A 12,056-nucleotide genomic window follows, 5' to 3' on the forward strand; every position below is an offset into this window, starting at 1 on the left:
GATCCGGGCTGCCGCACGAAGCCCATTACGGGGTGGGAGCGTCCGCAGCCCGCTCTTCGTGGCGGGGTTCTCCATGGGTGACAAAGGCTTCTCGCGGCCGCTGTACCGAGGCCAGCGAGACGATGTCGCGTCCGTAGAGGGCGGCGGTGCACCACACGGCGAGCACCCGGGCCTTGCGTTCCCAGGTAGGGACGGCGAGCACATGGTAGCCCCGGTGCATGAGCCAGGCTGGGAAGCCCTTGATGACCAGGTGGTGGTACTGGAATATGCCGCGGCCCAGGCCCAGCGTGGCCACCACGCCCAGGCTGCGGTGGACGTAGTTCTTCGCGGGCCTCCCCCGGAGCGAGGCCAGGATGTTCCGCGCCATGCGCTTGCCCTGCCGTACCGCGTGCTGCGCGTTGGGCACGGTGAGCGCGCCGGGCGTGTCCGCCGCGAGGTCGGGCACCGCCGCGTCGTCGCCGGCGGCCCATACGTCCGGCACCGCCTGGGCGGGGGTGCCCACCCGCAGGTCAGGCCGGACAATGAGCAGGCCGCGTTCGTCGACCGGAAGGTCGGTGCGGTTGTGCACGACGGGGTTCGAGGCGTTGCCCGCGGCCCACACGATGAGGCCCGAGTCGAATTCCTCACCGTTCGACAGCACGACGTGGCTCTTCTCGGCGGAGACCAGTTGGGTGTTCAGGTGCACGGTCCCGCCGCGCTTCTCCAGGGAGCGGACAACCCACTCGCCGGGCCGGTCGGTTACTTCGGGCAGGATCCGGCCGCGTGCCTCGACCAGGTGGAAGCGCAGCTCCTCCGCGTCGATCTCCGGGTAGTGCTTGAGCGACGCGGTTGCGAGGGCCAGGAGCTCGCCGAAGCCCTCGACGCCGGAGAAACCACCGCCGACGAAGGTGACGGTGAGGAGCTTCTCGCGCTCGGGCCCTCGCGGCAGCCCCGAGGCGCGGTCGAACGACGTCAGCAGCCGGTCGCGGATGGCGACGGCCTCCTCGACGTGCTTGAGGCCGAACGCCTCCTCGCTCAGTCCCGGGATGGGGAAGGTGCGGGTGACGGCACCGGCGGTGACCACGAGGATGTCGTAGCGCAGCACGAGGTCCGGACCGCTCTCCGGCCGGACGGTGACACAGCGGTCGTTGTTGCGGATCTCCATCACCGCGCCCGCGACGAGCCGGGTGCGGTGCAGGTGCCGCCGCAGCGAAACCGCGGCGTGCCGAGCCTCGACAGAGCCGGCCAGCACCTCGGGCAGGAAGGGCTGGTAGGTCATGTACGGGCGCGGGTCGACGACGGTGACACGGCCCTCGCCTCTGCGCAGCTTCTTCTCCAGGCCCCACGCGGTGTAGAAGCCCGCGTAACCGCCGCCGACTATCAGGATCTCACGCACAGTGTCCTCTGTTCTCTCGGTCTCTCCAGTGAAGACCGGCGAAGAACACTGGTTGTGACAGTGTTCGCGGACCCTTGTGCGGTTCGCCCGTGGGCCGGTCGGCGTCACTGAGGAGGACCTGCTCCAGACGTGCCAGGTCACCTTCCTGCGCGGCGGCGAGGAACGCCTGCACGAAACGGCGGTGCGTGAGGGAATCCACGGTTTGCCGCCGGCGCTGTTCAGCCAGACGCTGTTGTGCCCGTGTGACCTGCTGCCTCGTGTTGACGACGCTGAGGTGCAGGAGCCCGGCGATCCGGTCGTAGGGGTACCCGAACCCCTCCCGGAGGACGTAGGCGGCCCGCTGCCGGGGCGTCAGCGTCTCCAGGAGCAGGGTGACCGCCCGCTCCAGGTTGTCCTGGCGTTCGGCCACCACGTCCGGGGTGGCGGCGTTGTCCGGTGGTTCCGGAAGCCACGGGGTGGCGCAGTACTCCCGCCGTCTGCGAGCGGACTGGAGTACGTTGATCGCCGCCCGGACGGTGATCGTCCGGAGGAATGCCGAGGAGCTGCGTACGGCCGTGCGGTCGGTGCGCTGCAGCCGGAGCCATACGTCCTGGAGGACGTCTTCGGCCTCGCTCGCGTTGCCGAGGATGCGGTAGGCGATGTTGATCAATGACGGCCGCGCCCGGAGGAACTCGGACGCCGCGTCCTCCAGGTCGTCGATGGCCGAGGTCGCCGCGCCACCGTCCGACACCGGTATGCGTGTGGCTTCTCTCAGGTACGTGTCCACGGTCGGCTCCTTCGCTGGGTGGGTCAGCGGCCTCAATCGCCGCTGGGACCAACCTCGCCCGGCAGCTCGGCAACCGCGCCATTGACCGTGCGTGGGACCTGCGTGGTGCTCCATGGTGATGCCGTGGTGGAACCATGGCCGCGTACCCCCGGAGCCGGTGGCTCAGGACGTGGTCGCCGTGTCTTCGAGCTGCACCGGGTCGATGTCCTTGCGCGAGGAGATTCCCAGCTTCGCGAACACCTTGCGCAGGTGCCATTCGACTGTGTGGGGGCTGAGGAACAGCCGGGCACCGATCTCCGGGTTCGTGAAACCCTCCTGGGCAAGTCGTGCGATCTCGGCCTCTTTCGCCGTGAGGACGGCCGGCGTCGCCGGGGCGCGTTCGTGCACCTTCACGCCCGCGGCCTGCAGTTCCCGCCGCGCACGCTCCGCGAATGCCTCGGCCCCCGCATCGCTGAGCATCTCGTATGCCTCGCTCAGCTGGATACGAGCCTCCTTCCGCCGCTGCTTCGAGCGGAGCCACTCGCCGTAGCGGAGCCGCGCCCTGGCGCTGTCCATCCGGGTCCCTGCGGTGTCGAGCTGCTCGATCCCTTCCCGGTGCAGGCCGTCGGCGGTCCGCCCTACGCTCAGGAGGGCACGGGTGGCGGCGGAGATGCCACGCGCCCAGGCGGTTCCGCTGACCTGGGCCATCTCCTCGATCGTCCGCACGGCCTCGGCTGCGTGGGCTGCCCGTCCCAGTCGTACGGCCGCTTCGACAAATTCCACCCGGGACTGGAGGGACAATCCGAGTTCCTGCGGGTTCTCGCATCCGCGCTCGGCGGAGACGTAGGCCTCTTCGTATCGGCCGAGGCCGTTGCAGAGGACTGCCGACGCCCACTGCGTAGCGGTCGTCACTTTGCCCTCCGCCTGCAGGAGACGGTCGTGCGTGACCGTTTCGATCGCCTCCCGGGCCAGGGCCTCCCGTCCCTTGAAGGACTCCACGAGAAGTGCTCCGTAATGGGCGAAGAAGCTGCTGCCCGTGGCTTCACCGATCGCGTCCGCTTCCACGGCAAGGGAGGCGGCGCCGCGAAGGTCACCGGCGAACACCCGGTTCGACAGGCGCAGCAGGAGCGCGGAGGGCAGCACGGCGAGCGCTCCGTTGCTGCGGGCGAGGTCGACCAACCGCGCCGAGAGCTCGGACCAGGCGTCGAAGTCCCAGGTGCTGTGCGCCATCCGGCACACGAGCGGAAGCCAGCCCAGGGCCTCCTCCCGTGAGACACTTTCCGTCCGGAACGTGGCCACGGCCTCAAGGATGACCGGCGCGCCCACGGCGTATCCGTCGGTGACCGCCCGGGCGATACCGGTCAGCAGAAGCCCCTCACGGCTCCCGGTGTCGACGTGGCCGGGCGCGCTCAGCACCGCCTCGGCAACGTCGCAGACTCCGCCGGTGGCCAGCCGGCCCGCGGTCAGGGCCGCGTAGATGGCGTCGCGGTATGTCTGGACGGCGAGTTCGGAGTCGTACGGCTGGAGCCGCCTGGCCGCTTCGAGCAGCAGCGGCAGTCCGGCGCTGGCGCTCTTGGCCGCGGACATGATCTGTCCTCGGAGGAGCGTCGCCTGCCCTTCTGCGGCCTCGTCGAGACGGCTCAGTTCCGCCGCATCGACCAATTCCAGTGCCGCGTCGAAAGCGCCCGCCTGGTATGTGGCCTGCGCCGTGGCCAATGCCCTGGCTCCGCGCCGTGCCGGATCCGGAGTGAGTTCGGTGGCCCGGTACAGGAAGGCCGCCGCCGCAGCGATCCCGCCACGCCGTTGCGCCCGCTCGGCGGATCCCTCCAGTTCGGCAGCGACCGCCTCGTCCGGTTCCGCTGTTGCGCTCGCCAGGTGCCACACGCGACGTTCGGGATCCAGTCCGACGTCGATCGAGTCGGCCAGAGCCTTGTGCACGCGCCGCTGTTCCTCGAAGCCGACGGCGCGGTACGCCGCGGAGCGAACCAGCGGGTGCCGAAAGCGCACCCATGTGCCGAGGATGAGCAGGCCCGACGCCTCGGCTTGGGTCAGGGCGGTGTCCACGCAGATGCCCAGGCGCTCGGCAGCGCGGCGCAGCAACGCCACGTCACCGATAGGCTCGATCGCGGCGATGAGAAGCAACTGCTGCGTCTCGGCCGGAAGTGACCGGATCCGCCGGAGGAAGCCCGTCTCGATCTGGCTGGACAGAGGCCGCGCCTCGGGTCCACCGAATCCTCCGGCCATTTCGACGGCGGTCAGGCCTCGCGGCAGCTCCAGCAGGGCCAGCGGATTGCCGCGCGTCTCGGCGACGATACGGTCCCGCACACGCCGGTCGAGCGGTCCGGTGACGACTGCGTCGAGGAGCCGGTGGGAATCGCGCTCGTCCAGTCCACGGACCGGTAGCTCCGGCAGGTCGGCGAGGATCTCGCGCGAGCCGGACTCACGGACGGCCAGAACGAGCAGAACCGATTCAGCCAGCAGCCGACGAGCCACGAACTCCAGAGTCTGGGCGGATACACGGTCCAGCCACTGCGCGTCGTCGACCAGGCAGAGCAACGGCTCCTCGCCGCCTGCTTCGGCAAGGAGGGTCAGGACGGCCAGGCTCACCAGAAACCGGTCAGGGGCGTCGCCGGCCTGCATACCGAACGCCGTGCGCAGTGCGTTCCGCTGCGGCTCGGGAAGAGCGTCGAGGCGGGGCAGCAGCGGAGCGCACAGTTGGTGCAGCCCGGCGTAGGAGAGCTCCATCTCGGATTGCACCCCGGCCGCCCTGACGACGCGGCATCCGACCGCTTGGTCGAGCAGGTGGTTCAGCAGCTCGGTCTTCCCGATTCCCGCCTCACCGCGCACCACGAGGACGCCGCTTCGCCCGGCCCTGGCCTGCGTGAGGAGGCCATCGAGGACCCTGCACTCCTCCCGCCGCCCGATGAGCTCAGTTCCTGCTCCACCTCTCGCCATGGCAGCCTCCCGGCCGCCACGATACCCGGCTGTTCAGCGCCCGCCACGCGTGTCTCAAAACCGCGGATTCCTCGGTTCACCTTTCCGTCCGGCAGCACTCGATCCGCTCCCGTCCCTCCCGGTCCGACGCCGTCGCACCGCCGCACGCACCCTCCTCACCTCGGCATTTCCCCCGAAGGGACGCGAAGCGCGAGCGGGACGAGCGACGGCGAGGCTTCTCGTACCCACGTACCGGCCGCAGCTGCGGGTGGCCGGAAGACGCTGCGACCGGCCTGCGCGACACCCGGGCGCCTGGTGCGCGCCGGCCACCGCCAACGATCACCACGACCGGCGAACCCGTACGGGCGGGGCACCAGGCGGAGGTCACCGGGTGGAGTCGGTGGACTTCGGCAGCAGGAAACCGTCGACGTACAGATCGACATGCTCGTTGTAGAACGCGGTGAGCCCGGCGATGCGGTTGGCGTGGATGGTCGGGAGGTCGTACGTCCAGGCAATGTCCTCGTGGGAAGCGGTGGCGCTGTCGAACGACCAGTAACTGCTGGTCGTTCCTTTGTACGGGCATCGGGTCACCGTGTCCGAACGCCGCAACCGGGACCAGTCGACGTCCATGGGGTTGAGGTAGTAGCGGGTCGGCAGGCCGGTCTCGAACAGCTTCACGCACCCGACGGCCTCTGCCAGCACGGCACCGTCCGACTCGACACGGACGCTGCTGCTGGAACGCAGGGCGTCCACGCGGGAGTACGGGCTCCGGGGATGAACGAAGACCGGCTCTTCCTCCTCGAACCACGCGTCCAGCGCCTCCCACTCGAAGCGCACGGTGTCGCGCAGAGGTCCCGGAGCGCCCTCCCCCCAGACCCACCCGGCCCCCGCACGGATCTCCGGACCTACCTGCAGGGTGTGACGGTGCGCGGGGCCGGCACCGAGTTGCTCCGTGTGCTTGTCGTCGTGGAGCACGCCGTCCACCAGGTCCTCGATCGGGATGCTGAACTGGGGGTACGCCTGCCATTCCCACACGTACAGCGCGCGGCGCGTGTCGAAGGCGACCCGACCACCGATCATTCCCCGGATACGGCGGGGAACGGGCTCGACATGGCCGATCGGGACGATGAGGCTCGGGTGCAGGACACTTTCGGTTGCCATAGTGATCACCTCGTGTTCGCTGTGGTGTGCTCGCCCGGCCTGGTGGCTGTCCTGGAAGCCGGGGGCTCTCATGTCAGAACTCCCGTACTGGCCAAACGTCCCCAGTCCGGGACCCCGGGAGTGCCGGCATGCCGCCGTCCGCCGCCCGAGCGGGAGGCGGACGGCGGCATGCCGCGAAGATCAGGCATGGGGCCGCGGGGCGCGCAGGTGGGCACGCCTGTCCAGCTCCTCCTCGTCGACGAGTTCGAGCATGGGTTTGCCAGGGGCGCACATCATCGTGACGACGAACTCGGTCCTCTCGTCGGACAGGGCGTTGCCGTCCTGGTAGTGGATGGGGTCGCCGCCGGGCTCCCAGAACGTGCCGCCGGCTTCGACGACCCGCTCGGGCTCGCCCTCGAGTTCGAAGCGCACCGCGCCCTTGATGACGTAGCCGAACGCCGGGCCGGAGTGTCGGTGCGGCGGGGTGCCGGGGTCACCGGGCTCCCACTGAACGTGGATGGTCATCGCCGAGGCACCGTCGGGAATGGTGATCGGAGAGGCGTCCTGGAGCATCTTCGCCGCTCGTGTCCAGCTCGGGCCGTCCTCGCCGACGGTTCCGCCACCGTGGGCGCCGTGGGCGCCGTGGGCGTGCTGTGAATTCTCCGACATGGAGTCACACCTTTCCTTATTCCACCGTGGTCCTGTGCGGCATCTCCCGCCGCCACGGTGTTCTTGCGTCCGGTCATGAAGACCGCTCGACCCTCCTGACCGGGTCTCCGGTGGATCTGTGACAGGGCAGACGCTCGCCCTCGCCCATCACCGATCCCCGCACCTGATGCGCGGCAAGGCCGGTACCTGCGCCCTGTGACGCCGTCAGTGAGGCATGAGCAGCATCACGGCCGTCCCCAGCGCCATCGCCCCATCGCGCAGGTGACCGTACGGGCCGTCCGTCGCCGCAGCGCGGTGCGCGGTGTCCGCGGCGGACCACGGAGGGGGCAGCGGATTCAACCACCTCATTGCGTAGACGAGGAGATAGAGCGTCAGCAGTACGGTGATCGCGTCAGCCGTTGCCGGGGCAGCCGCGGCGTGGGCGACAGCCGCAGCATGATGCGTCACCGGGACGCTCCCGGCCAGGGCGTCGGGGGGAAGGACCATCCGGCCGTCGGGCATCCGCGGCATCCAGGCCATCGCCGCCATGCCGACCGCAAGTGGCAGCCAGCCGGCGATGGCCGCCACCGCGTGCCCGGTGCGGCGGTGGAGCGCGGTCAGCGGGAACCACAGGGCGGCTGCCGTGAAGAGCACCGCCATGGTCGGACCTGACAGCCAGCGGTGGAGGTTCCACGGCATCGCCGACATGGCCACGGCCATCACGGCGTGCAGGAGGTGGTCCACCCGGTTCCGGCGCCCCATCCCCGCCTGCCGGATGCCGTGCAGTAACGCGTGCAACGCCACCAGCAAGAAGAGCGTCGTCAGTATGCAGCGCACAACGCCGACGGGAGTGTCCATGGGGCACGTCAGGTGGCGGGACGCTTGGCCACGCTACCGCCCGACTCGCGAGTCGCGCCGCACGCGGCCCCACCCGTCCTTCCCCGCCGTCCCTCCTGCCGGCCGTGGCCGGGGGCGAAGTGGTCCTGTACCGGCGTCTCATCTGACACTGGGTGCGCCTTTCCTCATACGTGTCTGTTCACGTTCCTGACCGGGTGAGCGAGCGGTTCGTGACATGGCACGGCCCCGAAGAGTGGAGCCACGGGCTCGGCGGGTGCCCCGTCCTGCCGCCCGCAGTCAGCCGGCGGGCTCGGCGGCGTGACCGGGGATCCCGACAGGTCCCGTGTCACAAACCGCGGCCTGACCTGGTCCTTGCCATTGACCACCCAAAGAGACGGGAGCACTCGTGCCTATCACCGAACGACGTCTTTCCACCACGGTGCTGGTGATCGGCACCGGCGGGGCCGGCCTGAGGGCGGCGATCGAGCTGGCGGAGGCCGGCGTCGATGTGCTTGCCGTCGGCAAACGTCCCAAGGAGGACACCCACACCTCCCTTGCCGCCGGCGGGATCAACGCCGCCCTGGCCACCATGGACCCCGAGGACAGCTGGCAGCAACACGCCGCGGACACCCTCAAGGAGAGTTACCTGCTTGCCGACCCCCGCACGGTCGAGATCGTCACTCAGGGCGCGGCCCGCGGCATCGATGACCTGGAGCGGTACGGCATGGCCTTCGCCCGCGAGGAGGACGGCCGGATCTCGCAGCGCTTCTTCGGCGCCCACACGTTCCGCCGCACCGCCTTCGCCGGCGACTACACCGGCCTGGAGATCCAGCGCACGCTCATCCGGCGGGCGAGCCAGCTGCGCATACCCGTACTCGACAGCGTCTACATCACCCGCCTCCTGGTCCATGACGGTGCCGTCTTCGGGGCCTACGGCTTCGACCTCACCAACGGCGCCCGTCACCTGGTTCACGCGGACGCCGTCATCCTCGCGGCCGGCGGGCATACGCGCATCTGGCGGCGCACCTCCTCGCGGCGCGACGAGAACACCGGCGACTCGTTCCGCCTGGCCGCAGAAGCGGGAGCCCGGCTGCGTGACCCCGAACTGGTGCAGTTCCACCCCTCCGGCATCCTCGAACCGGAGAACGCCGCCGGCACCCTGGTCAGTGAGGCGGCCCGCGGCGAGGGCGGCGTCCTGCGCAACATCCTCGGCGAGCGGTACATGAGCCGCTACGACCCCCAGCGCATGGAACTGTCCACGCGCGACCGGGTGGCTCTGGCCTCCTACACCGAGATCAAGGAAGGCCGCGCCACCCCCAACGGTGGGGTGTGGCTCGACGTCTCCCACCTCCCCCGCCAGACGATCATGAACCGGCTCCCCCGGGTCTACCAGACGCTCCTCGACCTGCAGATGCTCGACATCACCCGCGACCCCATCGAGGTCGCCCCCACGGCCCACTACTCGATGGGCGGCGTCTGGGTCCGCCCCGAGGACCACAGCACCGATGTCCACGGCCTGTACGCCATCGGCGAGGCCTCCAGCGGCCTGCACGGGGCCAACCGCCTCGGTGGCAACAGCCTCATCGAGCTCCTCGTCTACGGCCGCATCACCGGCCAGGCGGCCGCAGCCTACTCGGAGTCCCTGACCGCGCAGCCCCGGTCCACGGCCGCCGTGGCCCAGGCCCGGGCCGAAGTCGACGAACTGCTCTCCGCCGACGGACCCGAGAACGTCCGCGCCCTTCAGCGAGCCATCCGGAACACCATGACCGAGCACGCCGGCGTCGTCCGTGACGAACAAGGTCTGCGCGCCGGGCTCACGGAACTGGACACCATCGAGAAGCGGATGGAGAACGTCGGAGTCCACCCCGACATCGCCGGCTTCCAGGACCTGGCCCACGCCTTCGACCTCAAGTCGGCGGCCCTGGCGGCCCGCGCGACCCTGGAAGCCGCGCTGGAACGACGGGAGACCCGCGGTTGTCACAACCGCAGTGACTTCCCCGACATGGATCCCGCTCTGCGCGTCAATCTCGTCTGGTCCCTGACGACCGGAATCACCCGGGAGACCATTCCGCCCGCTGCGGGAGAGATCGCCTCCCTCATGACAGATGTCACCACCGAGGGGAAACTCATGGAATAGCTGTCGCCGGCCCTGAGAAGCGCCGGGCACACCGGGACCCTTCCACGGAAGGTGAGCACGGTTGCCCGGCAGCGCCGACGGACCGTCGGGTTCTCAGGCGGCGTTGACCGTCGCCGCCGGCTCGCGCGCCGAGCGCTGCCGCATCGCGCGGCGCTCCCCCTCCGTCGTGCAGCCCCAGATCCCCTCGACCGGCCCCACGTCGATGGCCCACGCCAAGCACTGCCTCGTCACGGGACAACGGCGGCAGACGGCTTTCGCCTCGTCCGTCTGCAGCACTGCCAGACCACTGTTGATGCCGCCTACAGGGAAGAAGAGATCAGGGTCTTCGCGTAGGCAGAGGCCCTGTGCGCGCCAATCCATGGAACACCTCCTGGGTATCGCGGGAATACCGCTTCGTCGCGTCGGGAGACGTGAAAAGGCGGTGAACGTGCCCGCGCTTCACTTCAGAGACCGGACGGCCGACGTGGGTGTGACACCGGCTTTCGAAACGATGGCCGCTCCGGAACAGACCCGGGTGCTCGCAGTCACCGGCACCGGAGAACGGACACCAGTGCATCACGCATCCACGGGTGCCTCGGTGGAAAGCGATGTGCGCGAGGCCGCCGGATCAGCTCGGACGAAGCGGAGTCGTGCTCCATCCGAACGGCCGGCTCGCCGCATCCACGACCGTCACTCGCTCGGGTGCGCAAGCCAGTGGTCCTCCAGGGCCTTGGCGACCTCCGCGGGCCGCTGGAGTACCGTCCAGTGATTGCAGTCCATCTCGATCACCGCGGAGGCGTGCAAGGAGACGCCGAGCTTGCGCCCGAACTCAATCTGGCAGGCGGGGTCGAGCGCCCCCCAGAAGACCAGGCACGCCGCCGACACGGCGGACAGTCCCGGCTCCCACTCCACCCCCACGGTGAGCGCCGACCGGTACAGCCGGAGGATCGCGTCCTTCATGGGCTCGTCCACGCGGCTCGACATCTCCCCGGCCAGGTCGCGGGGCACGGCGAAGCCGGCCACCAAGTCGTCGGTGAAGGACTCCGCTTGCAGTTCGGCCATGTAGCGGTCGCCTTCGACCTGGTCCTGCCATACCTTGGCCAGCGGGTGCCAGACGTAAGAGGAGTGGATCGGCCCGTTGCCTCCTGCCCAGGTGCGGACCAGATCGGGACGCAGGTAGGCGACGCGGAGGGTGAGGATGCACCCCCAGTCGTGACCGACGAGGTCCACCGGCGCTCCGATCCGCTCCAAGCGCTGGATGAGCCAGTCCACGTACTCTTCCTTGGTGCAACCGAAACCGGCCGGGCGCACGGCGCCGAAGCCGGGCAGATCCCACGCCTCCACGTCGGTCCTGGTCAAGTGCTGCCGCACACCGTCCCACACACGACGGGTGTCAGGAACGCCGTGGATCAGGATCGCAGGCATGAATTGCTTCCTTCGTCAGCGGCCGACGCCTCGTGTGCGAAGGCGGGATCACATCCTGTCACACTGTTCTTGGCCCGCTCCGTCGAAGATCGGTGTCCCTCCTGCGGGAGGTCGGCCGGAGCACCGCCACTGGGCCAGGGCCGACCCGTCCCAGGCCGCGCCGGACAGACGTTCTCCACGAGTTTTCCAGCGGTGCCACAAAGCGGACATTGCCGGATGCGGTCCTAGCGACCGGCCGTCGGGTGCCACTCGCGGCGGAGGAGGCCGAAGACCCAGGAGTCGGAGACGTCGCCGTTGACGACGCAGTCCTCCCGGAGGGTACCTTCGCGGACGAAGCCGAGCTTCTCCAGGACCCGGGCAGACGCCGCGTTGCGGGTGTCGGTCTCGGCCTGGACGCGGTTCAGGTCCAGGATGTCGAACGCCCACCGCAGCACGGCGTGGGCGGTCTCCGTGGCGTAGCCGTGGCCCCACGCGGCGGCGTCGAAGACGTAGCCCAGGGAGGCGCTGCGGTAGTCCGGGTTCCAGCCGGTCAGGCCGCACCAGCCGATGAACGCGCCGTCGGAGAGGCGGTCGACGGCCACCCGCGCTCCCGTGCCTTCCTCCTCGATCGTCCGGCAAGCCGTGATGAAGCGCTGGGCGCGGAGTGGTTCGGTCCATGGCGGGGAGTCCCAGTACCGCAGCACGTGGGCGCTGCTGTGGAGCGCGTAGAGCGGCGCCGCGTCGGCGTCGGTGAACGGCCGCAATCGCAGGCGGGCGGTGTGCAGCTCGGGCGTGGGCAATTCCATGCGGAGCATCCTGCCGCGTCACGCTCGCCCCCGACCATCTACGAGTGCGGC

The 12,056-nt window shown here is 69.7% G+C and carries 10 protein-coding genes; 1 reads left to right on the forward strand and 9 read right to left on the reverse strand.

Translation table 11 applies throughout. From position 1 onward, the window contains the following. Positions 1 to 25: 25 nt before the first annotated feature. The 6 genes from NFU81_RS06970 to NFU81_RS06995 form a co-directional block, all read right to left on the reverse strand. Positions 26 to 1,375: an NAD(P)/FAD-dependent oxidoreductase gene (locus tag NFU81_RS06970; protein ID WP_251486095.1), complete on the reverse strand. Its 1,350-nt coding sequence runs from the start codon at positions 1,373 to 1,375 to the stop codon at positions 26 to 28. After that, positions 1,368 to 2,141 (reverse strand): sigma-70 family RNA polymerase sigma factor, encoded by a 774-nt coding sequence (locus tag NFU81_RS06975; protein ID WP_251486098.1) that lies wholly within the window; start codon positions 2,139 to 2,141, stop codon positions 1,368 to 1,370. Before NFU81_RS06975 ends, NFU81_RS06970 begins: the two co-directional genes overlap by 8 nt. A 162-nt stretch (positions 2,142 to 2,303) precedes the next feature. Further along, on the reverse strand, positions 2,304 to 5,075 hold the full coding sequence (locus NFU81_RS06980; protein ID WP_251486101.1) for a helix-turn-helix transcriptional regulator: 2,772 nt from the start codon (positions 5,073 to 5,075) through the stop codon (positions 2,304 to 2,306). 363 nt (positions 5,076 to 5,438) lie between these two features. Then, positions 5,439 to 6,215, reverse strand: coding sequence for a DUF427 domain-containing protein (locus tag NFU81_RS06985; RefSeq protein WP_251486103.1), 777 nt, complete (start codon positions 6,213 to 6,215; stop codon positions 5,439 to 5,441). Positions 6,216 to 6,395: 180 nt separating this feature from the next. Continuing rightward, on the reverse strand, positions 6,396 to 6,863 hold the full coding sequence (locus NFU81_RS06990; protein WP_251486106.1) for a cupin domain-containing protein: 468 nt from the start codon (positions 6,861 to 6,863) through the stop codon (positions 6,396 to 6,398). A 204-nt stretch (positions 6,864 to 7,067) separates the two neighbouring features. Beyond that, complete coding sequence (locus NFU81_RS06995; RefSeq protein ID WP_251486110.1) at positions 7,068 to 7,679, reverse strand: DUF5134 domain-containing protein; 612 nt, start codon at positions 7,677 to 7,679, stop codon at positions 7,068 to 7,070. 406 nt (positions 7,680 to 8,085) lie between these two features. Between NFU81_RS06995 and NFU81_RS07000 the strand changes: the two genes are divergently transcribed. Continuing rightward, positions 8,086 to 9,816 (forward strand): L-aspartate oxidase, encoded by a 1,731-nt coding sequence (locus NFU81_RS07000; RefSeq protein ID WP_251486113.1) that lies wholly within the window; start codon positions 8,086 to 8,088, stop codon positions 9,814 to 9,816. A 93-nt stretch (positions 9,817 to 9,909) separates the two neighbouring features. Here NFU81_RS07000 and NFU81_RS07005 read toward each other — a convergent pair whose 3' ends face one another. The 3 genes from NFU81_RS07005 to NFU81_RS07015 form a co-directional block, all read right to left on the reverse strand. Then, positions 9,910 to 10,176 (reverse strand): WhiB family transcriptional regulator, encoded by a 267-nt coding sequence (locus NFU81_RS07005; protein ID WP_251486116.1) that lies wholly within the window; start codon positions 10,174 to 10,176, stop codon positions 9,910 to 9,912. Between the two features lie 309 nt (positions 10,177 to 10,485). After that, entirely contained in the window at positions 10,486 to 11,220 is a 735-nt protein-coding gene (locus NFU81_RS07010) for an alpha/beta fold hydrolase (RefSeq protein ID WP_251486119.1), read from the reverse strand. A gap of 224 nt (positions 11,221 to 11,444) precedes the next feature. After that, positions 11,445 to 12,005, reverse strand: coding sequence for a GNAT family N-acetyltransferase (locus tag NFU81_RS07015; RefSeq protein ID WP_251486121.1), 561 nt, complete (start codon positions 12,003 to 12,005; stop codon positions 11,445 to 11,447). Positions 12,006 to 12,056: the final 51 nt, after the last annotated feature.

Source organism: Actinacidiphila cocklensis (assembly GCF_907177275.1).
Lineage (GTDB): Bacteria > Actinomycetota > Actinomycetes > Streptomycetales > Streptomycetaceae > Actinacidiphila > Actinacidiphila cocklensis.